This window comes from Bacillus sp. NTK034 (assembly GCF_017303275.1).
Taxonomy (GTDB): domain Bacteria; phylum Bacillota; class Bacilli; order Bacillales; family Cytobacillaceae; genus Cytobacillus.
In genome coordinates this window covers 1-26,137 of the sequence record NZ_JAFKOJ010000020.1, presented here as the reverse complement: position 1 = coordinate 26,137, position 26,137 = coordinate 1, and the positions used below count along the sequence as shown (strand labels likewise).

Annotated in this window: 24 protein-coding genes and 1 riboswitch; of the genes, 22 read left to right on the top strand and 2 right to left on the bottom strand. The window is 44.1% G+C overall.

Annotation, left to right across the window (positions count from 1 at the left end; all coding sequences use genetic code 11):
• The first annotated feature begins 530 nt into the window (after positions 1 to 530).
• From JI665_RS27785 to purD, 14 genes are all read left to right on the top strand, one after another.
• On the top strand, positions 531 to 1,109 hold the full coding sequence (locus JI665_RS27785) for a DUF2179 domain-containing protein (protein ID WP_414635287.1): 579 nt from the start codon (positions 531 to 533) through the stop codon (positions 1,107 to 1,109).
• On the top strand, positions 1,106 to 1,312 hold the full coding sequence (locus tag JI665_RS27780) for an NETI motif-containing protein (protein ID WP_206846142.1): 207 nt from the start codon (positions 1,106 to 1,108) through the stop codon (positions 1,310 to 1,312). The genes JI665_RS27785 and JI665_RS27780 overlap by 4 nt, the downstream gene beginning before the upstream one ends.
• Before the next feature lie 88 nt (positions 1,313 to 1,400).
• Positions 1,401 to 1,502, top strand: a riboswitch (purine riboswitch).
• 139 nt (positions 1,503 to 1,641) lie between these two features.
• Entirely contained in the window at positions 1,642 to 2,130 is a 489-nt protein-coding gene (purE, locus tag JI665_RS27770) for a 5-(carboxyamino)imidazole ribonucleotide mutase (protein WP_206846136.1), read from the top strand.
• Complete coding sequence (purK, locus tag JI665_RS27765; protein WP_414635286.1) at positions 2,123 to 3,271, top strand: 5-(carboxyamino)imidazole ribonucleotide synthase; 1,149 nt, start codon at positions 2,123 to 2,125, stop codon at positions 3,269 to 3,271. Before purE ends, purK begins: the two co-directional genes overlap by 8 nt.
• 3 nt (positions 3,272 to 3,274) lie before the next feature.
• Complete coding sequence (purB, locus tag JI665_RS27760) at positions 3,275 to 4,567, top strand: adenylosuccinate lyase (RefSeq protein WP_206846133.1); 1,293 nt, start codon at positions 3,275 to 3,277, stop codon at positions 4,565 to 4,567.
• A gap of 115 nt (positions 4,568 to 4,682) precedes the next feature.
• The gene (gene purC, locus JI665_RS27755; protein WP_206846130.1) at positions 4,683 to 5,408 is read left to right on the top strand and encodes a phosphoribosylaminoimidazolesuccinocarboxamide synthase; all 726 of its coding nucleotides are present in this window, start codon (positions 4,683 to 4,685) and stop codon (positions 5,406 to 5,408) included.
• The gene (gene purS / locus JI665_RS27750; protein ID WP_009336741.1) at positions 5,396 to 5,650 is read left to right on the top strand and encodes a phosphoribosylformylglycinamidine synthase subunit PurS; all 255 of its coding nucleotides are present in this window, start codon (positions 5,396 to 5,398) and stop codon (positions 5,648 to 5,650) included. Before purC ends, purS begins: the two co-directional genes overlap by 13 nt.
• Positions 5,647 to 6,333: a phosphoribosylformylglycinamidine synthase subunit PurQ gene (gene purQ, locus JI665_RS27745; RefSeq protein WP_206846128.1), complete on the top strand. Its 687-nt coding sequence runs from the start codon at positions 5,647 to 5,649 to the stop codon at positions 6,331 to 6,333. The genes purS and purQ overlap by 4 nt, the downstream gene beginning before the upstream one ends.
• A complete protein-coding gene (gene purL / locus JI665_RS27740; RefSeq protein WP_206846126.1) occupies positions 6,317 to 8,533 on the top strand; it encodes a phosphoribosylformylglycinamidine synthase subunit PurL in 2,217 nt (738 codons plus the stop codon). The genes purQ and purL overlap by 17 nt, the downstream gene beginning before the upstream one ends.
• Positions 8,518 to 9,915: an amidophosphoribosyltransferase gene (gene purF, locus JI665_RS27735; protein WP_206846124.1), complete on the top strand. Its 1,398-nt coding sequence runs from the start codon at positions 8,518 to 8,520 to the stop codon at positions 9,913 to 9,915. The genes purL and purF overlap by 16 nt, the downstream gene beginning before the upstream one ends.
• A 237-nt stretch (positions 9,916 to 10,152) precedes the next feature.
• Positions 10,153 to 11,178 (top strand): phosphoribosylformylglycinamidine cyclo-ligase, encoded by a 1,026-nt coding sequence (gene purM, locus JI665_RS27730; protein ID WP_206846123.1) that lies wholly within the window; start codon positions 10,153 to 10,155, stop codon positions 11,176 to 11,178.
• 13 nt (positions 11,179 to 11,191) lie between these two features.
• The gene (gene purN / locus JI665_RS27725) at positions 11,192 to 11,773 is read left to right on the top strand and encodes a phosphoribosylglycinamide formyltransferase (RefSeq protein WP_206846121.1); all 582 of its coding nucleotides are present in this window, start codon (positions 11,192 to 11,194) and stop codon (positions 11,771 to 11,773) included.
• A 34-nt stretch (positions 11,774 to 11,807) separates the two neighbouring features.
• Positions 11,808 to 13,343: a bifunctional phosphoribosylaminoimidazolecarboxamide formyltransferase/IMP cyclohydrolase gene (gene purH / locus JI665_RS27720; protein WP_206846120.1), complete on the top strand. Its 1,536-nt coding sequence runs from the start codon at positions 11,808 to 11,810 to the stop codon at positions 13,341 to 13,343.
• Positions 13,344 to 13,597: 254 nt separating this feature from the next.
• Positions 13,598 to 14,866, top strand: a complete 1,269-nt coding sequence (gene purD / locus JI665_RS27715; protein ID WP_206846119.1) for a phosphoribosylamine--glycine ligase — start codon at positions 13,598 to 13,600, stop codon at positions 14,864 to 14,866.
• Here the strand turns inward: purD and JI665_RS29175 are convergent.
• Positions 14,844 to 14,933, bottom strand: a complete 90-nt coding sequence (locus JI665_RS29175; protein WP_349769560.1) for an EYxxD motif small membrane protein — start codon at positions 14,931 to 14,933, stop codon at positions 14,844 to 14,846. The two genes, purD and JI665_RS29175, sit on opposite strands and share 23 nt — an antisense overlap.
• Positions 14,934 to 15,017: 84 nt before the next feature.
• Positions 15,018 to 15,308, bottom strand: a complete 291-nt coding sequence (locus JI665_RS27710) for a YgaP family membrane protein (protein ID WP_206846118.1) — start codon at positions 15,306 to 15,308, stop codon at positions 15,018 to 15,020.
• 194 nt (positions 15,309 to 15,502) lie between these two features.
• On the opposite strand from JI665_RS27710, the gene JI665_RS27705 reads away from it, so the two are divergent.
• From JI665_RS27705 to JI665_RS27670, 8 genes are all read left to right on the top strand, one after another.
• The gene (locus tag JI665_RS27705) at positions 15,503 to 17,245 is read left to right on the top strand and encodes an adenine deaminase C-terminal domain-containing protein (protein WP_206846144.1); all 1,743 of its coding nucleotides are present in this window, start codon (positions 15,503 to 15,505) and stop codon (positions 17,243 to 17,245) included.
• A 92-nt stretch (positions 17,246 to 17,337) separates the two neighbouring features.
• On the top strand, positions 17,338 to 18,396 hold the full coding sequence (locus JI665_RS27700) for a DUF3048 domain-containing protein (protein WP_206846117.1): 1,059 nt from the start codon (positions 17,338 to 17,340) through the stop codon (positions 18,394 to 18,396).
• A gap of 88 nt (positions 18,397 to 18,484) precedes the next feature.
• Positions 18,485 to 18,793, top strand: coding sequence for a YerC/YecD family TrpR-related protein (locus JI665_RS27695; protein ID WP_206846115.1), 309 nt, complete (start codon positions 18,485 to 18,487; stop codon positions 18,791 to 18,793).
• Between the two features lie 162 nt (positions 18,794 to 18,955).
• Entirely contained in the window at positions 18,956 to 19,642 is a 687-nt protein-coding gene (locus JI665_RS27690) for a heptaprenylglyceryl phosphate synthase (RefSeq protein ID WP_206846114.1), read from the top strand.
• Between the two features lie 77 nt (positions 19,643 to 19,719).
• Complete coding sequence (gene pcrA, locus JI665_RS27685; protein WP_206846112.1) at positions 19,720 to 21,951, top strand: DNA helicase PcrA; 2,232 nt, start codon at positions 19,720 to 19,722, stop codon at positions 21,949 to 21,951.
• Between the two features lie 55 nt (positions 21,952 to 22,006).
• Positions 22,007 to 24,013 (top strand): NAD-dependent DNA ligase LigA, encoded by a 2,007-nt coding sequence (gene ligA / locus JI665_RS27680; protein ID WP_206846110.1) that lies wholly within the window; start codon positions 22,007 to 22,009, stop codon positions 24,011 to 24,013.
• Positions 24,014 to 24,028: 15 nt separating this feature from the next.
• On the top strand, positions 24,029 to 25,198 hold the full coding sequence (locus JI665_RS27675) for a CamS family sex pheromone protein (RefSeq protein ID WP_206846106.1): 1,170 nt from the start codon (positions 24,029 to 24,031) through the stop codon (positions 25,196 to 25,198).
• Positions 25,199 to 25,846: 648 nt separating this feature from the next.
• The coding region (locus tag JI665_RS27670; RefSeq protein WP_206846103.1) for an aldehyde dehydrogenase family protein at positions 25,847 to 26,137 on the top strand (291 nt) is incomplete at its 3' end.

Sequence of the window (26,137 nt, the reverse complement as noted above, 5' to 3'; positions counted from 1 at the left end):
CCCCCTGTGAGAGTAGGACGCTGCCGGGCATATGAAAGAGCACCTGATGGGTGCTCTTTTTTGTGTGCTTGGATGAGTTACGGTACCCAATATTTTATTGGGACTCTTCTTTTTAATAGAAAATAGATATATGCGTCACATCGGTCAACAAATGCGCCACTTTTTCATGATATGCGCCACTCCTTATATCACCGTCTGTTTTAATAGTCAAATCTATTCTCTCCAAATATAAATTGCGCCAAATGTAAATAAACTCCGAAACATGCTAGATAAAAGTGAAAACCTGATAGATAAACTTCTAGACATGTTAGATAAAACCCAATACATACTAGATATACTTCAAAACCTGCTTGATATATATTTTTAGAACCTCACTCCTTCATTTAGCTTCAACGAATTCAGGCATAATTCAGCCGTTTCATCCCACTCAAAAAAGGATAACCTATTCATAAAGAATCCAATTTTCGAAAAAAGGTTATCAAAAGCCCATTTCTTTTGTACAATAGGGACTTAATGGGGAGAGGACACCCATGGGCCTTTTAATTCCCCATAAAGGAGGACTTGCATTGCTGGAGAACAGTTTTATAATGGTCGCCATTATTTTGATCATTAATATTGTATATGTATCATTTTTCACCATCAGGATGATTCTGACGCTTAAGGGACAAAGGTACCTTGCAGCTTTTATAAGTACAATTGAAGTTGTCATTTATGTAATTGGACTGGGGCTAGTTCTGGATAACCTAAATGAAATACAAAATCTGATTGCTTATGCAGTCGGTTATGGAATTGGCGTTATTGTCGGCATGAAAATTGAAGAGAAGCTTGCTCTTGGCTATATTACGGTAAATGTAATTACAAAGGAATATGACAGGGATCTTCCAAAGGCTTTAAGAGATAAAGGCTATGGTGTCACAAACTGGGCAGCTAACGGACTTGAAGGCGATCGGATGGCACTGCAGATCCTGACACCGAGAAAATATGAATTAAAGCTTTATCAGACGATTAAAGAACTGGATCCTAAGGCCTTCATCATCGCTTATGAGCCAAAAACAATTCATGGAGGCTTCTGGGTGAAATCTGTTAAGAGAGGAAAGTTATCTCAATGAGCAAAGCCAAGAACAAAATGGTGTTTGAGGTCCAGGAAAACGAAACGATTGACCAGTGCCTGGACAGGATACAAAAGGCAGGATATATACCTGTTAGAAGGACTGAGAAGCCTATATTTAAAGAAGTTAAGACAGGCGGTAAAGTCGAATATGAACCGGCTGGAAGGCAGATAGTTTTTGAAGCAAAACTAATCGATAATTAAAACACGAACATTAATTGTCTGACTTTTAGTATTGTTCGATATTTCGATTGACAGAGTATCAGGTATGTTGTTAATATGGTGGTAGTTAATAAAACGTGAATAAACCCCTCGTATAATAATGGGAATAGGGCCCATAAGTTTCTACCCGGCAACCGTAAATTGCTGGACTATGAGGGAAAGCTGATATGCCCGGCATGTAGAAGGAATGGTTCCTGCCGTTTGCAGGTGTCTTCCTTACGGTTCTTTTTAGCCCGGACAGATTACTTTCTCTCATTTTAAGAGAAGGGTCTGTGCGGGTTTTTTATATTGGAAGATTTGGAGGAGAAGGAATGAGCGCACAAGCAGCAGTCATAATGGGAAGTAAATCAGATTGGGAGACCATGAAGCACGCTTGCGGAATTCTGGAAGAGCTTGAAATCCCTTTTGAAAAAAAGGTTGTTTCAGCTCATCGGACTCCAGATCTTATGTTTGAATATGCTGAGCAGGCAAGAGAAAGAGGAATCAAGGTAATTATTGCCGGTGCTGGAGGAGCGGCACACCTGCCAGGTATGGTAGCGGCGAAAACGACACTTCCTGTCATTGGAGTACCAGTGCAATCAAAAGCTCTTAACGGACTGGATTCATTGCTGTCCATCGTTCAGATGCCCGGCGGCGTCCCTGTTGCAACGGTTGCGATTGGAAAAGCAGGAGCTACTAACGCAGGGTTGCTGGCAGCACAAATTCTTGGCGCTTTTGATGCAGCCATTGCAGAACGTCTTCAGTCAAAAAGAGATAAAACAAAACAGGAAGTACTAGAAAGCAGTGATGAACTTGTCTAATAAAACGATTTTACCTGGACAAACAATTGGAATTATTGGCGGGGGACAGCTCGGGAGAATGATGGCACTGGCAGCAAAAGCAAATGGCTTCAGGATTGCCGTTTTGGATCCAGATGAAGACTCTCCATGCGGACAGGTTGCGGATATTAAAATCATTGGCGAATACGGTCATTTAGATTCTATAAAAGAGTTAGCTGACGTCAGTGACGTTGTGACATATGAATTTGAAAATATCAGTGCGGAAGCTCTTGAGTGGCTGTGTGCAAATGCGTATGTCCCGCAGGGGAGCGAGGTGCTGGAGATCACCCAGGACCGGACAAAGGAAAAAGCAGCCATCCAAAGAGCTGGCTGCGAGGTAGCGCCATATGCGGTCATTACTACTGAAAAAGACATTTATGATAATATAGAAAAGCTTGGCTATCCAGCAGTATTAAAGACATCGAGAGGCGGATATGACGGAAAAGGGCAAGTTGTGATAAAGAGAGGGCAGGATATTAAGAAAGCTGCACAGCTTCTTGGGAATGGCGTGTGCGTCCTTGAAAAATGGATAGCTTTCGAAAAGGAAATATCGGTTATTATCTGCCGGAATATTTCGGGAGAAAAAGCGGTATTCCCTGTCGGGGAAAATGTCCATAAAGAAAACATTCTGCACCAGACAATTGTGCCGGCCATGATCACAGCTGATGCTGAGGAACGGGCAGTAAATGCAGCAAACCAGCTGGCAGAAGCTTTAAGTCTTGTCGGTACATTGGCTGTCGAAATGTTTTTGACAAAAGACGGACAGATTTACATTAACGAGCTTGCGCCTCGTCCGCATAACTCAGGCCATTATTCAATTGAAGCTTGCGAAACTTCCCAGTTTGAACAGCACATTCGTGCGGTTTGCAATTGGCCCCTTGGCAGCACGGAGCTATTAAAACCGGCGGTTATGGTAAACATACTAGGAGAGCACCAGGAGCCTTTAATTAAGAAAATACCTGAATTGGATGACTGGAAGATACACTTGTACGGAAAAAAGGATGCCAAATATAAACGCAAGATGGGCCATGTCACGCTTTTGCGGAACTCAGCCGAAGAGGCGATCGAAGAAGCAGAAAAAAGCGGCATTTGGACCCCTGTGAAGGAAAAGATCGGAGGATAAAACATGATTGAACGTTATACGAGACCGGAAATGGGAGCTATCTGGACAGAAGAGAACCGCTTTCAGGCTTGGCTTGAGGTAGAAATTCTTGCTTGTGAAGCTTGGGCAGAATTAGGAGATATTCCGAAAGAAGATGTTCAGAAAATCCGTGAGAATGCTTCTTTTAATATTGACCGCATAAAAGAAATCGAAGAGGAAACACGACATGATGTGGTCGCTTTTACTCGCGCGGTATCTGAATCCCTTGGCGAGGAGCGCAAATGGGTTCATTACGGGCTTACTTCAACAGATGTGGTTGATACGGCGCTTTCTTACTTAATCAAGCAGGCGAATGATATCCTTCTTAAAGATATTGAACGCTTTGTGGAAATCCTGAAAAACAAAGCAAAGGAACACAAGCATACAGTGATGATGGGCCGTACGCACGGGGTGCATGCTGAGCCAACTACATTCGGTTTAAAGCTTGCATTATGGTATGAAGAAATGAAGCGTAATCTTGACCGCTTTAAAGAAGCAGCTGCTGGTGTGGAATTCGGTAAAATCTCTGGTGCAGTTGGAACATATGCAAACATCGATCCGTTCGTTGAAAAATATGTGTGTGAAAAGCTGGGCATCCAGCCAGCGCTAATTTCAACGCAAACACTTCAGCGTGACCGTCATGCACATTATATGGGTGCGCTTGCGCTGGTGGCCACTTCAATAGAAAAATTTGCTACGGAGATCCGCGGTCTGCAAAAAAGCGAAACGCGTGAAGTGGAAGAGTTTTTCGCGAAAGGCCAAAAGGGATCTTCAGCGATGCCGCATAAACGCAATCCAATTGGTTCAGAAAATATGACTGGTATGGCAAGAGTGATCCGCGGCTATATGATGACTGCGTATGAAAATGTGGCATTATGGCATGAGCGGGATATTTCCCACTCATCAGCTGAAAGAATCATTCTGCCTGACGCTACAATTGCACTGAACTATATGCTGAACCGCTTTGGGAATATCGTAAAGAACTTAACAGTTTTCCCTGAAAACATGAAACGCAATATGGACCGTACGTTAGGGCTGATTTACTCTCAGCGTGTTCTGCTAGCCTTGATTGACAAGGGCATGACTCGTGAAGAGGCATATGACACTGTTCAGCCGCGGGCCATGGAAGCATGGGAAAAGCAAGTACAATTCCGCAGCTTGATCGAGCAGGATGAAACGATAACTTCCAAGCTTTCTGAAGCAGAAATTGATGACTGCTTTGACTATAACTACCACATTAAGCATGTGGATACCATTTTTGACCGTCTAGGATTATAAAAAAATAAAGAGGTAAAGAGCAGTCTTTACCTCTTTATTATCGGGAAAATTCCCAATCTTCTTAATAATAACGTCTAGCAGACATGCGCTATTCATATAAGGGAGGCTCTCCGCTATGGAAAAAGGAGAATTGTTATACGAAGGCAAAGCCAAAAAGGTTTATCAGACAAACGATGGAAATACCGTCTGGATTGAATACAAAGATTCTGCAACAGCCTTTAATGGTGAGAAAAAGGCAAGCATCAGCGGCAAGGGCCGTTTGAATAATGAGATTACGAGTTTGCTTTTTTCAAAGCTTCATGACCTGGGAATAGAATCTCACTTTATTGAAAAACTTTCAGAGACAGAGCAGCTTGTAAAAAAAGTGGATATCATTCCGCTCGAAACAGTGGTCCGCAATGTTGCGGCGGGGAGCTTTTCTAAGAGATTGGGAGTTGTAGAAGGAAAAGAATTATCGAGACCGATTGTTGAGTTCTACTACAAAGATGATGAGCTCGGTGATCCGCTGCTGACAGAAGATCATATTGAAGTTCTTCAGCTGGCTGATAAGCAGGAAGTAGCCCTACTACAGGAAAAGGCACTTCAGGTTAATGACATTTTAAGAGATTTTTTCAATGGCCTTGGCATTAAATTAGTAGATTTTAAGCTGGAGTTTGGTAAAGATGAATCAGGCCAAATTCTGCTGGCTGATGAGATTTCGCCGGATACTTGCAGGCTTTGGGATATTGAAACAAATGAAAAGCTGGATAAAGATGTTTTCCGCAGAGACCTTGGAAATTTAACAGATGCATATGAAAATATTTTAGCGCGACTGGGAGGCCAAACAGTATGTACAAAGTAAAAGTTTTCGTCACATTAAGAGAAAGTGTTCTAGATCCTCAAGGAACAGTTGTAAAAAATTCTCTGCATTCCATGAATTACAGCGAAGTGTCTGATGTGCGCATTGGAAAATACATGGAACTGACAGTGGAAAAAAGCGACCGTCCTGTTGAAGAAGCTGTGAAGGAAATGTGTGAGCGCTTATTAGCTAATGTAGTGATTGAAGATTACCGCTTTGAAATTGAGGAGGCTGTTGCTCAGTGAAGTTTGCTGTGATCGTATTTCCAGGATCCAATTGTGACATCGATATGTACCATGCTGTAAAGGATGAGCTCGGAGCGGAAGCCGAATATGTCTGGCATGACGCGGAAAGCTTAGACGAATATGACGGAATTCTTCTTCCCGGCGGTTTCTCTTACGGAGATTATCTTCGTTCGGGTGCTGTGGCACGCTTCAGTAATGTCATGAAAGAAGTTGTGAAAGCGGCTGAAGCAGGAAAGCCAATCCTGGGCGTCTGCAACGGATTCCAAATTTTATTGGAAGCGGGTCTTTTGCCAGGGGCGATGAGAAGAAATGACAGCCTGAAATTCATCTGCCGCACAGTTGAGTTGAAGGTTGAAAACAATGAAACTATGTTTTCATCTGCATACGGAAAAGGCGAAGTAATTAATATTCCGATCGCCCATGGTGAAGGAAACTATTATTGTGATGAAGCTGTTCTAGCTGAATTGAAGAAAAATAACCAAATCGTTTTTACTTACAATGGAACGAATCCAAATGGCAGCCTGGAAAACATCGCAGGCATTGTCAATGAAAAAGGAAATGTACTCGGCATGATGCCGCACCCTGAAAGAGCCGTTGATGAGCTTTTAGGGGGAGCAGATGGCCTGAAACTTTTTCAATCAATCGTAAAACAATGGAGGGAAGCACATGTCGTTAATGCTTGAGCCAAGTCCGGAACAGTTAAAGGCACAGAAGGTATACAAAGAAATGGGTTTGTCTGATGACGAATTTGCGATGATTGAAAAGATTATCGGGCGTTTGCCAAATTACACAGAAATCGGTTTGTTTTCGGTTATGTGGTCAGAGCATTGCAGCTATAAAAACTCAAAGCCCGTGTTAAGCAAATTTCCAACAACAGGAGAGAAAGTGCTTCAGGGACCAGGGGAAGGAGCTGGAATTGTTGATATCGGCGACGGGCAAGCAGTTGTTTTTAAAATTGAAAGCCATAACCATCCGTCTGCAATCGAGCCTTACCAGGGGGCAGCAACAGGTGTCGGCGGGATTATCCGCGATGTATTTTCAATGGGCGCAAGACCGGTCGCACTCCTCAACTCTTTACGCTTTGGAGAATTGGATTCTCCTCGTGTACGGTACCTTTTTAAAGAAGTAGTCGCAGGCATTGCGGGCTACGGAAACTGCATCGGCATTCCAACAGTTGGGGGAGAAGTTCAGTTTGATTCTTCCTATGAAGGAAATCCGCTTGTAAACGCTATGTGTGTCGGCTTAATCGACCATAAGGATATTAAAAAAGGCCTGGCCCACGGAGTAGGCAACACAGTCATGTATGTTGGTGCAAAAACTGGCCGTGACGGTATCCATGGGGCTACTTTTGCATCTGAAGAATTAACAGACCAATCAGAAACAAAGCGCCCGGCTGTCCAGGTTGGGGATCCATTCATGGAAAAGCTTCTGCTGGAAGCATGTCTTGAGCTGGTACAGTCTGACGCACTTGTCGGCATTCAGGATATGGGAGCTGCCGGTTTGACAAGCTCTTCTGCTGAAATGGCGAGTAAAGCGGGATCCGGAATTGAAATGAATCTTGACTTTGTTCCTCAAAGGGAAACAGGCATGACTGCATATGAGATGATGCTTTCCGAGTCTCAGGAGAGAATGCTGATTGTCGTAAAAAAAGGACGCGAGCAGGAGATCGTTGATTTATTTTCCAAATATGGCCTGGAAGCAGTTTCTGTTGGAAAGGTAACAGATGATAAAATGCTCCGCCTGACGCATCAGGGAGAAGTGGTAGCTGAGCTGCCGGTGGATGCGCTAGCAGAGGATGCACCAGTTTATCATAAGCCATCAAGCGAGCCGGAATATTACCGTGAATTCCAGTCAATGGAAAATGAAATTCCTGGGGTTGAAGATTATAAAGAAACATTGGTAAAGCTCCTCCAGCAGCCGACAATCGCCAGCAAAGAATGGGTTTATGACCAGTACGATTATATGGTCCGCACAAATACAGTAGTGGCACCTGGATCAGATGCTGCAGTCATTCGCATCCGCGGCACCCGCAAAGGATTGGCCATGACGACAGACTGTAATTCGCGTTATATGTATCTTGATCCTGAAACAGGCGGAAAAATTGCTGTGGCTGAAGCAGCAAGAAATATCATTTGCTCCGGCGGTCAGCCTTTGGCAATCACAGATAATCTGAACTTCGGAAATCCGGAGAAGCCTGAAATCTTCTGGCAGATCGAAAAAGCGGCAGACGGAATCAGTGAAGCATGCCGCACATTAAATACGCCAGTTATCGGCGGAAACGTCTCTTTATATAACGAAACAAACGGAACAGCTATTTACCCAACGCCTGTCATTGGAATGGTCGGGCTTGTAGATGACATTGATCATGTGACAACACAATCCTTTAAAGCATCTGGTGATCTTATTTATCTGGTTGGCGAAACAAAGGATGAGTTCGGCGGCAGTGAGCTGCAGAAGATGACATATGGCAAGATTTTCGGAAAAGCGCCTGAGCTTGATCTCGAAAAAGAAGAAAAGGCGCAGGAACAAATTTTAAAAGCCATTCGTTCGGGACTTGTAGCATCTGCCCATGATGTGGCAGAAGGCGGTTTAGCAGTAGCAGCTGCGGAAAGCCTGATCGGTTCAAAAGGTCTGGGAGCGGATATCAAGGTAACAGGAAATGCGACTTCAGCTCTATTCAGTGAATCACAATCCCGTTTCTTGCTATCTGTAAAAAAAGAAAACCAGGAAGCGTTTGAAAGTTTAGTAGATGCGAAACTAATCGGTGAAGTAACAGAAGCACCTATACTTTATATCTCCAATGAAGAGGGCCTATTGCTTGCCGAACAAGTTGACGTTCTAAAGCAGGCCTGGAAAGGAGCTATCCCATGCTTGCTGAAATAAGAGGACTGAATGAAGAGTGCGGTGTTTTTGGAGTCTGGGGGCATCAGGATGCTTCCCAGATCACGTATTACGGACTTCATAGTCTGCAGCACCGCGGCCAGGAAGGCACAGGAATGGTTGTTACCGATGGCAAAAAGCTGAAAGGCATTAAAGGTGAGGGGCTTGTAACGGAAATTTTCACAGCAGATGCCATGAAGGAACTGGAAGGAAAAGCAGCAATCGGACATGTACGCTATGCGACTGCCGGCGGGGGCGGATATGAAAATGTCCAGCCTCTGCTATTCAACTCACAAAGCGGCAGTCTTGCACTTTGCCATAACGGAAACCTGGTTAATGCGACTGCATTGAAGCATCAGCTTGAAGGACAGGGAAGCATTTTTCAAACGAGCTCGGATACAGAGGTGCTGGCGCACTTAATTAAGCGTGCAGGCTTCTCTTCCCTAAAGGACCGAGTGAAAAATGCGCTATCCATGATTAAAGGAGCATATGCTTTTCTGATCATGACCGAAACAGAGCTGATGGTGGCGCTGGACCCGAACGGCATGAGGCCGCTCTCACTTGGCAAAATTGGCGATGCTTATGCGGTTGCTTCTGAAACATGTGCTTTTGATGTTGTCGGTGCAGAGTATATCCGCGATATCCTGCCAGGAGAACTGCTGATTATTGACGACAATGGATTCCGTTCTGAAATGTTTGCAATGGCCTCTAATATTGCAATGTGCACAATGGAATATGTTTATTTTTCCCGTCCGGACAGTAATATCAACGGGATCAACGTTCATACAGCCCGGAAAAACCTTGGAAAGCAGCTTGCCTTTGAGGCGCCAGTTGAAGGGGACGTCGTTACGGGCGTACCTGACTCAAGCATCTCTGTCGCGATTGGCTATGCTGAAGCTACAGGCATTCCATATGAGATGGGCTTGATAAAAAACCGCTATGTGGGCCGGACTTTTATCCAGCCATCGCAGTCGCTTCGTGAGCAAGGCGTAAAAATGAAGCTGTCTCCGGTACGCGGAGTTGTAGAAGGCAAGAGGGTCATTATGGTGGATGATTCAATTGTCCGCGGAACAACAAGCAGACGGATCGTCACAATGCTGAAAGAAGCGGGAGCTACAGAAGTGCATGTGCTTATCAGCTCACCGCCAATTAAAAATCCATGCTTCTATGGAATCGATACATCCACAAAGGAAGAACTGATTGCAGGCAATCACTCTGTTGAGGAAATAAGAGAAATCATTGGTGCGGACACACTTACCTTCTTAAGTACAGAGGGCATGGTTAAAGCAATCGGCCGAAAAGATGGACAATGCCTGGCATGCTTTACAGGCCAGTACCCGACGGAGATTTATCCGAGCACTTTGCATCCTTATGAAAAAGTATAAATATGAAACTTGGCCGGTATTTTGCTCTTTTTGGCCGGTAAATATAAAGAATTGGCCGGTAAATCATCATTTTTGACCGGTAAAAGCACAATGTTGGCCGATAAAATACAAAATCGGCCTTTATTGATTAAAAAAGTAACTTTGAATAACGATAATTGTCTAGCTCCAGCGCCTGCCCCCTCGAGGTGTCGGGGGTGAGCAAGGCGCTTGCGCTTTTCAAATATGAGGTGAAAAGGAATGGCAAATGCATACAAACAGGCCGGAGTAGATATTGAAGCTGGCTATGAAGCAGTTTCCCGCATGAAAAAGCATGTACAAAAGACGATTCGTCCTGGTGTGCTTGGCGGTTTGGGCGGATTTGGCGGCATGTTCGATCTATCTGAACTTAATCTGAAGGAACCGGTTTTAGTATCAGGTACAGATGGTGTCGGCACGAAGCTGATGCTGGCTTTTATGATGGATAAACATGACACTATTGGGATTGATGCGGTCGCCATGTGTGTAAATGATATTGTCGTTCAGGGAGCGGAACCTCTTTATTTCTTGGATTATATCGCCTGCGGAAAAGCGGCGCCTGAACGGATTGAAGCGATTGTGAAAGGTATTGCGGATGGATGCGAACAGGCTGGATGTGCACTCGTAGGCGGTGAAACAGCCGAAATGCCTGGCATGTACAGTGAAGAAGAATATGACCTTGCCGGCTTTGCGGTCGGTGCCTGTGAAAAATCCAGCCTGATTAATGGTTCCGAAATTAAAGCTGGAGATGTACTGATTGGTCTTGCATCCAGCGGAATTCACAGCAATGGCTACTCACTTGTCAGAAAGCTGTTTTTTGAAAAGGCGAATTTGTCCCTAACAGATCATGTAGAAGAATTAGGCTGCACTTTAGGGGAAGAGCTGCTTCGCCCTACAAAAATTTATGTAAAGCCGCTTCTATCAGCTATGAAGCAGTTCCAGCTGAAGGGCATGGCACATATTACCGGCGGCGGATTTATTGAAAATATCCCCCGCATGCTGCCTGAAGGTCTTGGTGCCCAGCTTAGTGAAAGCAATTGGGAGGTGCCCCCTGTGTTCACGATTATGGAGAAGATCGGCGGACTGGAACGCAAAGAAATGTATAACATTTTTAATATGGGAACAGGCATGGTGATTGCAGCGGATAAAGATAATGCTGATGAACTGATCGCCTATTTTAATGAAATTGGAGAAAAAGCCTATCTAATGGGGACAGTAACAGATCAGGAAGGAATTGAAATTCTGTAACTTGGAGGAAGTCATGAAAAAAATCGCAGTGTTTGCTTCCGGAAGCGGAACGAACTTTCAGGCCATTGCCGATGCTGTAAAAAAAGGTGAGTTGCAGGCTGAGATTGTCTTGTTTGTCTGTGATCGGCCAGGTGCATACAGCATTGAACGTGCACAAAACGAACAAGTTCCGCAGTTTGTTTTTTCAGCTAAAGACTATGCTGGCAAAGCAGAGTATGAAAGAGCGATTTTGCAAAGGCTGAAGGAGAATGGAGCCGAGTATATTATTCTCGCAGGCTATATGAGACTAATTGGCCCGACGCTTTTGAAAGAGTTTGAAGGCAGGATTATTAATATCCATCCTTCTCTTCTTCCAGCTTTTCCAGGTAAGGATGCAATTGGCCAGGCGTTGTCTGCCAATGTGAAGGTAAGCGGTGTGACGGTTCATTTTGTCGATGAAGGTATGGATACTGGGCCGATTATTGCTCAAGCGCCAGTTGATATAAGTGCGGGTGAAACGCTGGAAAGCCTTCAAAAGAAGATACATGAAGTCGAGCACAGACTTTATCCGCAGGTTTTGCAAAATCTTTTCTATGCTAAAATGGTAGAGTGTTAAAGTATATCATTCAACAGAGTAAGGGGGAGCGAACATGAAGAAACGTGCATTAATCAGTGTTTCCGACAAAAATGGCATAACAGAATTTGCCCAGCAGTTAAGCGAACTGGGGTTTGAAATTATCTCAACAGGCGGTACAAAAAAAGCGCTGGAAGAGAGTGGAGTCCCCGTTATCGGCGTAAGTGATGTGACAGGCTTTCCAGAAATTTTGGAAGGGCGTGTGAAAACTTTAAATCCAATGATTCATGGCGGGCTGCTGGCTAAGCATGGCGAGCCAGGCCACAAACAGCAGCTTGAGGAGCATGGAATCCAGCCTATCCAGGTTGTGTGCGTGAATTTGTATCCGTTCCAGCAAACCATCGCTAAGCCAGATGTGACAGTAGAAGATGCAATTGAGAATATTGATATCGGCGGCCCGGCAATGCTTCGTGCTTCCGCCAAGAACCATGACTATGTAACAGTTGTGGTGGATCCGGCCGAGTATGAAACAGTTCTTTCACAGCTAAAAGAAACCGGAGAGGTTCAAAAGGAAACCCGCCGCAGACTTGCTGCAAAGGTTTTCCGCCATACTGCTGCCTATGATGCGATGATCGCTGAATATATGACAGATTTGGCAAATGAAGAAACACCTGAAAAATTAACGGTTACGTATGAACTGAAGCAAACATTGAGATACGGGGAGAATCCGCATCAAAAGGCAGCTTTTTACCGTAAGCCGCTTGGATCTGAATTTTCGATTGCTAACGCTGAACAGCTTCACGGCAAGGAATTATCCTACAACAATATCAATGATGCAGATGCAGCTCTCCAAATTGTAAAAGAATTCTCAGAGCCTGCAGCAGTTGCTGTTAAGCATATGAATCCTTGCGGAGTGGGGACTGGGGAAAATGTATTCGAAGCTTTTTCAAAAGCTTTCGAGGCGGATCCTGTATCTATCTTCGGCGGCATTATTGCCCTGAACAGGGAAGTAGATGCTGAAACAGCGAAAAAGCTATATGAAATCTTCCTTGAAATCATCATTGCACCTTCCTTCTCAAATGAAGCACTTGAGATTTTAAAAGGGAAAAAGAACCTGCGCCTGCTGACTATTCCTTTTGAAGGCAAAAAGAAAGCGGAGATGAGATTGTCCGCTATTGAAGGCGGCTTGCTGACGCAGGAATATGATCTATTCACCCTTGATAATGCAGATGTAAAAGTTGCGACCAAGAGAGAGCCGACGGAAGAAGAGTGGAAAGCACTGAATCTGGGCTGGAAAGTTGTCAAACATGTGAAGTCCAATGCCATTGTCGTAAATGATGCAAACATGACACTTGGAGTCGGTGCCGGGCAGATGAACCGTGTAGGCTCTGCCAAAATTGCACTTGAACAAGCCGGTGAAAAAGCGAACGGAGCAGTAATGGCATCCGATGCCTTTTTCCCAATGAACGATACGGTTGAAGCGGCAGCCAAAGCAGGCATCACAGCCATCATCCAGCCGGGAGGCTCAATCCGTGATGAGGATTCCATCAAAATGGCTGATGAGTACGGCATTGCAATGGTCTTTACAGGCGTACGTCATTTTAAACATTAAACGAAAAGCGGAAGCGCCTCGATCAGGAAGGAACGCAGACTAAGAACGCCACGTCCTGTGGCAACGTCTGCATGACTCCCATCCTGGGAGCCTCAAGCATAAGACGAGCTGTCGGAAAGGTGGCCTTTACCTTTTTGGCAGGTTGGCTTATGACCTCGAGCCCCTAGGCGCTGGAGCTGGACAATACGAAAAGCGGAAGCGCCTCGATCAGAGGCCTTGCTATTATAGCTGACATTTTTACGGAGGTGGGCGTAATGAAGGTATTGGTTATAGGAAGAGGCGGCCGAGAGCATGCAATTTGCTGGAAGATGAATCAAAGCCCTTCAGTGAAACAGGTTTTTGCGGCTCCAGGAAATCCGGGAATGGAAGATTCAGCTCAGCTGGTTGCCATCCAGGAACATGAACAGGAAAAACTTGTGCAGTTTGCTCAGGATAATGAAATAGAATTGACTGTGATCGGGCCGGAAGTACCGTTGCTTGAGGGACTGGCTGACCGTTTTGAAGAAGCAGGGTTAAAGGTATTTGGACCGAAAAAAGCAGCAGCCGAAATTGAAGGAAGCAAGTCCTTTGCCAAAGAGCTTATGAAGAAATATGCTATCCCTACTGCAGAATATGGAGTATTCAGCAGCTATGATGAAGCGAAAGCCTATATTGAAGCAAAAGGCGCTCCCATTGTTCTGAAAGCAGATGGACTTGCAGCCGGAAAAGGCGTAATAGTAGCCATGACTATGCAGGAAGCCTTGTCCGGGATTAAGGAGCTATTATTAAATGAAAAGTTTGGCCAAGCATCTTCAACGGTCGTAATTGAAGAATTTCTTGAAGGCGAAGAATTTTCCCTAATGGCCTTTGTGAACGGAGAAACAGTGATTCCGCTTGAAATTGCCCAGGATCACAAACGAGCTTACGATGGAGACCAGGGACCGAATACAGGCGGAATGGGGGCTTATTCACCGGTACCGCATATTGGTGATGGAACAGTTGCAGCAGGTGTGGAAAAAGTTTTGAAGCCGGCAGCAAAAGCAATGGTTCAGGAAGGCAGAAGTTTTACCGGTATTCTGTATGCAGGTCTAATCAAAACAGCAGCAGGCCCGAAGGTAATTGAATTTAATGCCCGTTTTGGAGATCCTGAAACACAGGTGATTTTGCCCCGCATGAAGTCGGATCTGGCGGGAGTAATGCTGGCAGTCCTAAATGGGGAACAGCCTGAAATCGATTGGGATAAGGAAGCAATCGTCGGAGTGGTTGCTGCGTCTAAAGGCTACCCTGAAGCTTATGAAAAAGGAGCTGTCCTGAATGGGCTTCAATCACTTACAAATGTCTCCGTATTCCATGCCGGGACTGATAGAAACAGTTCAGGTGAATATGTGACAAATGGAGGCCGCGTGCTGCTGGCAGGCGCTAAAGCTCCTACTCTGAAAGAAGCACAGCAAAAGGTATATTCCGAGCTTGAAAATCTTCAGTGTGAAGGTGTATTCTTCCGCAAAGATATTGCCGATAAAGCTATCGCGCACGTCCTTTCTTAGTCTTCCGGATATACACAAACAGTAGTGCTACAATGCTTCCAATTATTGCTGCGAGGACGAATGTCATATCCATTACGTATTCCCAAAACATATTGTCAGCTCCTTTCAATTTTCCAGCCCCCATATAGGGAGCTGGATTTTTTAAAGAAATCTAAGATGGATTATATGGCAGAATTTCCTCAACCGCCTCATCATTATTGTGATTGCCTTCCTGCTTTTTCATTTCCTGAACCCTGTCCTGGCCTTTTTCAAAAAGAGCTGTCAAAGGGCAAAAGCGGACAATTCCCTCTGCCACCTTCATGCCTCCCAGCATGGCCATCATGAGGTAAGAGTCCCGCCAAGGTCTTTTCACAAGCTTTGAAGTGCTCCAGGCTAAGACAGTTAATCCGACTGTTATGCGTACTAGGGCATTTACAATGCCGATATTTGGTTTAACATTCATAGTTCTCACTACTTTCACAAAATTTTTACAATCTTTTACTGATTCTTTAATGCGTTAAACAGTGAAATATGTTACTATAGTAAAACAGGAGAAATGAAAGGGCTTTCTTTATTGGTTTAAAGCCATTTCACTCATTGATTTTATTCTAAAAACAGAGTCTTTTATATATAGATATCAACAAGGGAGGGAGTATGGTGCTGGAACAGCGTTACCGTTGGAAAAACAGGCACTTGCGTGAACACGTTTCCGTATTGGACGGAAAACTGTCACCGACGATATTACTAAAGAACGCTCGTTATCTGAATCAGGCACTTCGCAAATGGATAACAGCAAATATATGGATTTATGGCGACCGTATTGTTTATGTGGGCGAAAAACTGCCGGAAAAAATAGTACAGTGTGAAGTCGTTGATTGTACGGGGCTCACGCTGGTTCCTGGATATATTGAACCGCATGCCCATCCATTTCAATTATATAATCCCCATTCCCTGGCGAGCTATGCATCGCAGTTTGGTACAACAACCTTGATCAATGACAATATGGTGCTTGCTTTACAGCAGGATAAAAAGAAAGCGTTTTCTTTCCTGAAGGAAATGAGAAACATGCCTGCAACAACCTATTGGTGGTGCCGATTTGATGCCCAAACGGAAATCCAGCATGAAGAATCCGTATTTTCGCACGGGAATGTTAAATCATGGCTTGAGCATGATGCTGTGCTTCAGGGAGGAGAGCTCACTGGCTGGCCAAAGCTTTTGGATGGCGACGATATGATGCTTCATTGGATTCAGGAGACAAAGCGGATGAGGAAAAAGATTGAAGGCCATTTTCCGGGGGCATCTGAAAAAACGCTGGCGAAGCTCATGCTGCTTGGTGCTGATTGCGACCATGAGTCAATGACGGGAACAGACGTTTATAATCGTCTTTTACAGGGATATACCGTATCTCTCAGATATTCTTCCATCCGTCCCGATCTGCCGGTTTTGTTGGACGAGATGCATGAAATCGGCATTGATCAATACGATCGGATGATCTTTACAACAGACGGTTCCTTTTCCTCCTTTTATGAACAGGGAATTATTGACCATATGATCCGCATTGCCATGGATAAAGGAGTGCCGGTTATCGATGCTTATAATATGGCCAGCATAAATGTGGCCCGCCATTATGGAATCGATTATTTGCATGGCTCCATTGCGACAGGAAGGGTGGCCAATATTAATTTCCTGTCTTGTGAAAAAGAACCAACTCCATTATCTGTTATTGCTAAAGGGGAGTGGGTGAAAAGAGACGGTGAAAACCTGCACGCCTATAAACCTGTAGAATGGGGAGAATACGGCTTTGAACCGCTGGATATTGAATGGGAGCTGACTGCTGATGATATGCAATTCTCCATGCCTTTCGGGATAAAACTTGAGAATGCAGTTATTACTAAGCCATATTCAATCACGATTGATGTATCATCCGAAGAACTGGAGAAAGACCATGATGAATGTTTCTTCATGCTTGTTGACCGGAATGGACACTGGCGCATAAATACGGTACTAAAAGGGTTCTCGAAGAGCCTGGATGGAATGGCAAGTTCTTTTTCCAATACCGGTGACATTATCTTAATTGGAAAAAGCAAACAGGAAATGCTTAATGCTTTTAACCGGCTGAAAGAAATTGGCGGGGGCATTGTCATATCAGAAGGGGGAAGTATTGTCCAGGAGATGGAACTCCGCTTAAAGGGTGTGATGTCGCATAAAAATGTTGAGGAATTAATGGAGGAAGAAAAACAGCTTGTTCATTGTCTGCGTGATCATGGCTATAGACATGAAGATCCAATGTATACGCTGCTCTTTTTCTCTTCAACGCATCTCCCTTATATCAGGATTACTCAGCAGGGAATGTATGATGTAATGAATAAAACGGTACTCTTTCCAACGATAATGCGTTAAAATATAAAAGTGATGCTATATAATAGATATAAAAACTGCTCAGTGGAGCTAACATAGAAACTGCATCAAAGCAAAAAACACAGGGGTGCTAAATGCTAAAAAGATGGATAGCTGTATCAGCAGCGGCAATTCTTTTAGTTTCTGGCTGCAGTAAAGAAGAAAAAGCTGAAGAGCCTGAAAAGCAGGATACGGAAAAAGCGGAAGAGGCTACAAAAGGGATCAATTCTGAAAAAGAACTTCCATTTCACTATCCTCTCACAGGCTTAGGGTCAGAGGCCGAGGTGGATGGAAGGGCTGTAGCGGTGATGATCAATAATCATCCGAAAGCCCGTCCTCAATCCGGGATTAACCAGGCTGATGTCGTCTATGAAATGCTGGCAGAAGGGGATGTGACCCGTTTCCTTGCTATTTTTCAAAGCGAGCAGCCTGAAATGATAGGGCCGGTCAGAAGTTCAAGGGATTATTATATTGAGCTGGCTAAAGGCTATGATGGCCTCTATATTGCCCACGGCTATAGTCCGGAAGCTAAAGAATTGCTGGATCAGGGCTATATTGATAATCTGAATGGAATGCAGTATGACGGTACATTGTTTAAAAGGGAAAGCTTCCGCCAGGCTCCTCACAACTCCTATATTTCATTCGAAAATGTGCTGAAGGGTGCAAAAGAAAAAAATTATGCGATGGAAGACGAACCTGAATCTCTGGAATTTCTGTCGAAGGATGAAGCAAAGGCTATTCAGGGCGTGGATGCTGACTCTGCCATGATCTCTTACTTGGACAATGAATTATTCAATGTCATCTATGAGTATGACGCGGGACTGGAGAAATACAAAAGGTATTCCAATGGCGAACTTACAGCTGATTACAAATCCGGCGAACCTGCATTGCTTGATAACATCTTCATTGCAGAAGCAGACCATAAAGTGGTTGACAGCGCGGGCCGCCGTGATATTAACTTAACTTCTGGGGGAAAAGGGTATCTCCTGCAAAAAGGGAAAGTAACAGAAGTAGATTGGAAAAATATAGACGGGCGAATTCTGCCTATATTGAATAGTAAACAGGCTGGCCTAGTGCCAGGAAAGACCTGGATCAACATCGTGCCATCAAGCCCGGGCCTTGAGCAAACGGTTTCCTTTGAAAATAAAAATTAAAAATCTGTTGTTATATTTAAATCAACGGGCAGAATTCATGCAGCAAAATTTAATAAAAAATTATGACAATAAAGGGGTATGCAAATATATGCAAATTGATAAGCTAAGAGGCAAAGAACTGGATCAGTTATTTAAGTCTGTTTTATCTTTAAATGACCTGGAAGAGTGCTATCGCTTCTTTGATGACTTATGCACAGTAAATGAAATACAGTCTCTGGCTCAGCGTCTGGAAGTAGCACGCATGCTTCGTGAAGGCAAAACATATCATAAAATCGAAACAGAAACGGGCGCAAGCACGGCAACCATTTCCCGAGTGAAAAGATGCCTCAACTATGGAAATGATGCTTATGAAATGGCACTGGAAAGAATAAAAGAAGAAGAAGCTGAAAAAGCGTAAATATTCCTTTTGCTTAAACCGATGGGGCTGTTCCCGCGGTTTTTTTCTTTGTCTTCCCTATTAATTTTTTCCACCTCATAAAGACTTCCTGCTTTTCTTTTTTATTCCCAATCTTAAATGATATAATGATGAAATGGAATGATAGAATGGAGGCAATTTTGCATGTATGATGTTCGCGAATGGAGCCACGTTTTTAAGCTCGATCCGGATAAAAATATATCAGATGAAAACCTGGAAATGATTTGTGAGTCTGGAACAGACGCGATTATTGTGGGCGGGACGGACGGAGTCACACTGGAAAAGGTGCTGGATTTAATGGCCCGCATCCGCCGATATACAGTCCCTTGTGTGCTGGAGGTTTCGACCATTGATTCAATTACCCCGGGCTTTGACTTATACTTTATCCCGACAGTCCTTAACAGCCGGGACGTAAAGTGGATTACAGGACTTCATCAGGAGGCTGTAAAAGAATATGGGGATATCATGAATTGGGAAGAAATTTTAGTTCAGGGTTATTGCATCCTGAATGAAGAATGTAAAGCGGCACACGTTACCAATTCACGGACAGATTTATCATTGGATGAGGTAAGAGCATATGCCATGATGGCTGAAAAGATGTTCAGCCTGCCAATCTTCTATCTGGAATACAGCGGAAAGTATGGAGACGCTGAAGTGGTCGCAGCGGTGAAAAATACGCTGGAAGAAACCGTATTATTTTACGGCGGCGGCATCGTCAATGCAGAGCAGGCAAGTCAAATGGCAGTGCACGCGGACGTCATTGTGGTCGGAAATGTTATTTATGATGATCTGCAGGCTGCATTGGCCACAGTCCAAGCCGCTCGTGCTTAATATAGGTTGCTGATGGTTAGCAAACAAGATAAAATAGAATTTAAGAACATATGTTTCTATGGTGGTGAAGAGAAGAAATGCAATTTTTAACGGATAAATTATTGAACGGACTGAATCCGCAGCAGCAAAATGCAGTAAAAACAACCGATGGACCACTTCTTATAATGGCAGGAGCGGGAAGCGGAAAGACAAGAGTGCTTACTCATAGGATTGCTTACTTAATGGTAGAAAAGGGTGTTAACCCTTATAATATTCTGGCAATTACCTTTACAAACAAAGCAGCCCGTGAAATGCGTGACCGTATTCATAACATGATGGGCGGAGCAGCAGATGAAATCTGGATTTCGACGTTCCACTCCATGTGCGTGCGTATCTTAAGAAGAGATATTGACCGTATTGGCTATAACCGCAATTTCACGATTCTGGATTCAACAGATCAGCAATCGGTGATTAAATCAATCCTAAAGGATAAAAACCTGGATCCAAAGAAATTTGATCCGCGTGCTATCCTGGGTTCCATCAGCTCGGCAAAAAATGAATTGATCACCCCTGAAGAGTATGCGAAAACAGCAGGTGATTATATTCAGCAGGTTGCAAGTGATGTATATACAGAGTACCAAAAGAGGCTAAGACGCAACCAGGCGCTTGATTTTGATGATCTTATTATGATTGCGATTCAGCTGTTCCAGAGAGTGCCGGAAGTGCTTGAATATTATCAGCGCAAATTCCAGTATATTCATGTGGATGAGTACCAGGATACGAACAGAGCGCAGTACATGCTGGTCAAGCTTTTGGCAAGCCGTTTTAAAAATCTGTGTGTGGTCGGTGATTCTGATCAGTCTATCTATAAATGGCGCGGTGCGGACATAGCCAACATCCTTTCATTTGAAAAGGATTATCCGAATGCACAGACTATTATGCTTGAACAAAATTACCGTTCAACAAAAAGGATTCTGCTGGCAGCGAACGAAGTCATCAGCAAGAACCTCAATAGAAAGCCAAAAAACCTCTGGACCGAAAACGCAGAAGGCAATAAGATCTTCTATTATCGTGCCGACAGCGAGCAGGGAGAAGCCCAGTTTGTTTTAGGCAAAATTAAAGAATACATCAGCAGCGGCAAGCGAAGCTTTTCGGATATTGCTATCTTGTATCGCACAAACGCACAGTCCCGTGTAATGGAGGAGGTACTGCTTAAGTCGAACATTGAATACTCTATCGTCGGGGGCATCAAGTTCTACGACCGCAAAGAAATTAAGGATATCCTTGCCTACCTGCGTCTGATTGCAAATCCGGATGATGATATCAGCCTTCAGCGTGTTATCAATGTCCCAAAACGCGGAATCGGCTCCGGTTCGGTTGATAAAATCGCCAACTTTGCACAGCTTCACGAGATGAGCATGTTTGAAGCCCTGGAGTCTATTGAACTGATTGGGCTGAGCCCGAAAATTACAAAAGGGGCCATTGAATTCAGGGATTTGGTTAAAAACTATACACAAATGCAGGAATACTTATCTGTGACAGAACTTGTGGAAGAGCTCCTGGAGAAATCAGGCTACCGCGATATGCTTATTGCCGAGAAGTCCATTGAAGCACAGAGCCGTCTGGAAAACATTGATGAATTCCTGTCTGTTACGAAAAACTTTGAAGAAGCCAGCGAAGATAAATCGCTTATCGCATTTTTGACTGATCTGGCTCTTGTGGCTGACATTGATAAATTGGATGATGATGGGGAAAAAACTGAATCAGTTGTTCTTATGACCCTTCACTCAGCAAAAGGGCTTGAGTTCCCTGTTGTCTTTTTACTAGGTCTTGAAGAAGGTGTATTTCCTCACAGCCGTTCTCTAATGGAAGAATCTGAAATGGAAGAAGAGCGCCGTCTTGCTTATGTGGGAATCACGCGGGCAGAAGAAGAGCTTTTCATTACGAATGCACAAATGCGTACTTTATTTGGACGCACGAATATGAATCCGCCATCCCGTTTTATCAAAGAAATTCCTGCTGATTTGCTGGATGGGCTTGACCCTGCTAAAAAGCCGTCTCCATTCGGATCATCCCCGTTTGGATCTCCTTCTGCTTCAAGGGGAGCACAGCCTCAGCGGAAAGCTGTGGTTCGTCCATCTGCATCGAATACAGGCGGAGATGAAATTGACTGGAAAGTCGGCGACAAAGCCCAGCACGGAAAATGGGGTACAGGTACAGTTGTCAGTGTAAAAGGGTCCGGCGAAGGAACAGAGCTGGATATTGCGTTCCCGAAACCGGTTGGCATAAAACGTCTGCTGGCCAAATTTGCACCTATTACAAAGGCCTAGCCTTGAGAGCAGCCTGCCAGGCATCTTTTAAAGGATTATAGAAAGGGTTGAATGTATGGACCTTCAATTGGCAGAAAAAAAGGTGAAAGATCTGCACAACCTTTTGAATCAGTATAATTATGAGTATCATGTTCTTGATCAGCCGTCTGTTCCAGATGCTGAATACGATAGGCTGATGAGAGACCTTATTGAGCTTGAAGAGCAATTTCCCGAGCTGAAAACAGAAGATTCTCCAACACAGCGGGTTGGAGGGGAAATCCTGGATATGTTTGAAAAGGTGGAGCATCAGTCACAGATGCTCAGTTTGGGAAATGCCTTCAGCGAGCAGGACCTAAGAGACTTTGACCGCCGTGTCCGACAGGGTGCAGGTGAAAATGTTTCTTATGTATGCGAATTGAAAATCGATGGACTGGCTGTCTCCCTCCGCTATGAGGACGGGCTTTTTATTCTCGGCGCCACACGCGGAGACGGATCAATCGGTGAAAATATCACAGCGAATTTAAAGACTATTCGCTCCATCCCTCTCCGGCTGAAAGAGAGTGTTACAATGGAAGTTCGCGGGGAGGCATTTATGCCAAGGCGTTCTTTTGAGAAGCTGAATAAAGTGAAAGAGGAAAATGGGGAAGAGGCTTTTGCAAATCCAAGGAATGCCGCAGCGGGTTCATTAAGACAGCTCGATCCGCGTCTGGCGGCAAAGCGTAATCTCGATATTTTTGTCTACGGCATAGCGAATGCAGGGGATACAAGCGTGGTATCCCATAGCGAAGGCCTGGATTATCTGGATAGCCTTGGATTTAAAACGAATAAAGAACGCAAAGGATGCGAAAGCATTGAGGAAGTCATTGAATATGTACAGGGATGGACTGACAAACGTCCAAATCTGCCTTATGATATTGATGGCATCGTTATTAAAGTCGATTCACTGGAATCACAGGAGCAGCTCGGCACTACGGCAAAAAGCCCACGCTGGGCCATTGCTTATAAATTCCCTGCAGAAGAGGTTGTTACCACATTAAGGGATATTGAATTAAGTGTGGGGCGAACTGGCGTAGTTACGCCAACTGCACTTCTGGAGCCTGTCCGTGTTGCCGGAACGACTGTCCAAAGGGCGTCCCTGCACAACGAAGATTTAATTCGCGAAAAAGATATTAAGATTGGCGATCAGGTCGTTGTGAAAAAAGCAGGAGATATTATCCCTGAAGTTGTAAATGTACTGGCTGACAGGAGAACGGGTGAGGAGCAGGATTTTAGCATGCCGACACATTGCCCTGAGTGCGAAAGCGAGCTGGTCCGCCTTGATGGTGAAGTGGCATTGCGCTGCATTAATCCAAAGTGCCCGGCCCAGATCAGGGAAGGCCTTATTCACTTTGTTTCCCGTAACGCCATGAACATTGATGGCCTAGGTGAAAAGGTAATCAGCCAATTATTTGCCGAAAATCTGATTAAAGATGTGGCAGATATCTATAAATTAACGTATGAACAGCTCATCCAGCTTGAGCGGATGGGTGAAAAGTCAGTAAATAACCTCATTCAGGCTATTGAAAACTCCAAGGGCAACTCGTTGGAAAAGCTTCTATTTGGTCTGGGAATCCGCCATGTTGGCGCGAAGGCAGCCAAAACGCTGGCCCAGGAGTTTGGCCAGATGGAAGCACTTGAAAAAGCATCCCGGGACAATTTAACAGCAATCAATGAAATTGGTGAAAAAATGGCTGATTCCATCGTATCTTTCTTTGAACAGGAAGAAGCCCATGAACTGATTGCGGAGCTGAAAGCAGCTGGGGTCAACATGGCTTATAATGGACCAAAACCTGTTACAGCCGAAAACTCTGATAGCTTTTTTGCAGGAAAAACAGTGGTTCTGACAGGAAAGCTTGAAATAATGAGCCGAAATGAAGCAAAAGAAAAAATAGAGGCGCTTGGCGGCAAAGTATCCGGAAGCGTCAGCAAGAAAACAGATGTTGTAATCGCCGGAGAAGACGCTGGATCCAAACTGACGAAGGCCCAGGAGCTTGGAGTAGAGGTTTGGAACGAGGAGAGACTGGTTGAAGAATTAAATAAGTAAGAGGGTGTAAGCTCCGTGAAAAAACTAATGATGTTTGCTTTATCCCTAACCCTTCTGCTAGCAGGCTGTGCGCCTAATTTTAATAAGCAGGAGGAAGTGGTTCAGGAGGACAAGAACGAAGAGGATAAGGCAATCATTCCGAACTATAAAATTTCTGACAAGTATTATCGAACACTGCTGCCTTTTGAACCAAGTGAATCCAGAGGTCTCGTGGTCAATAATGTAAGCACCAAATATGATATCAATGAATTTGAGACAGGACTTATGCGAGTTGCGCAAAACACGTTTGATCCTGATAAATACTTATTCCAGGAAGGACAGTTTCTAAAAAGAGGCACTGTCCAGGCCTGGCTAAACCGCAAATACACCGAGGATCAGCTGAAGGAACGCAAGATGAAGGCAGAAGACAATATCGGCTTAAATCCAATGATTGCCGATGGTGGAGATATTGATAAAAACAATGAAAAAAGCCCGATCTACCTTGCCCATATTCTTGAACACAACTATTTGCTGAAAAATGATGATGGGAAAGTGGGGCTCGGCGGTGTTGTCATTGGCCTTGCCATGAACTCTGTCCATTATTACCAAAAGGAACAATATGGTGCCACTTTCGAATCAAAGATTGACCAAGATGTCATTGAACGAGAAGGCAAAAAGCTAGCTGAAGAAGTATTGCAGAGAGTACGGCAAATCAAGGGCCTGAAGGATGTGCCGGTAACCATTGCTTTGTTTGAACAGCAAGCAAGAACTTCGGTTGTGCCTGGAAGCTTCTTTGCATACGCTACGGCAGACAAAGGAAGCACCAAGCTTGACGGATGGGAAAATGTCAGCGAGAAATATGTCCTTTTTCCTTCAAACACGGCTGAAAAAAACCATCGTGATGATTTAACGGCTTTTCTTAACTTTAAACAGGATGTAGAAACCTACTTCCCGAACTTTAATGGAGTTATCGGGAAAGCTTTCTACGCTCAGGACCAATTGCAGGAAGTTAATATTGATATCCCAATCCAATTCTATGGAAAAGCAGAAGCGATTGGATTTACGCAATATGTAACAGGGCTTGTCGTGAAACACTTCCCTGAATACATTTCAGTCCAGGTGAATATCTCATCTGTTAACGGACCGGAAGCGCTGGTAGTCCGGAAAGCGGATCAAAGCGAACCTTTTGTCCATATCTATCAATAGAACCAGGGTACCCAGAAGTGCAGAAGATGCATCTTCTGGGTTTTTTAATTTCAGGAAAGAGGAGTGTGAACATGACGACGAAGTTTGAAGCGGTTTGAGAAAATTGGTCGTCATAGAGGGTTCATGAAGACGAAAATGGAAGAGTCACAAGGGAAATGGTCGTCATAGAGGCTTCATGAAGACGAAAAGGGAAGAGTCACAAGGAAAATGGTCGTCATGGAGGGCTCATGAAGACGAAAAAGGAAGAGTCTCGAGGAAAATGGTCGTCATAGAGGAAATGCCGACACAATAGGATGTGGTACAAGAATAAGGCCTCCATAAAAAGTTCATTGCTGTAAAAATGATAAAATATATCCCCTTCTAAAGAATAAGAATAACAGCAATAGATATTTTTATATAACAGTTTTATCCAAAACCTTTTCTAAGGAACTTTAACCCCTTATCCTTCTAAGTGAAACCGCAATTTCTCTCAATGAATGTTAATATATAACATCCGCGGAGAATGTTTGAAGAATATGTTATTTTCGTGTTAATATAGTGTTTGGATGAAAACGTTTTAAGAGAATAGCAGGCCTTGTTCCAGCATGTTTATAGAACGGGACGCTACGATCTGGCGTTTGATATTTGTACACACAGGAGGCGGTAAAAATGGTACAACCTTATAAGCATGAGCCATTCACGAATTTTAAAGAAGAGGAAAATCGTGACGCATATTTAAAGGGTTTACAAACTGTAGAAAGCTATTTGGGCCAGGATTATGATCTTTTAATTGGCGGAGAGCGCATTTCTACTGAAGATAAAATTGTATCAATCAATCCTTCTAATAAAGAAGAAGTAGTGGGCCGTGTTTCAAAGGCAAACCGCGAGCTTGCGGAAAAAGCGATGCAGGCTGCTGTTGAAGCATTCAAAACATGGAGAAAAGTGAAGCCGGAAACACGC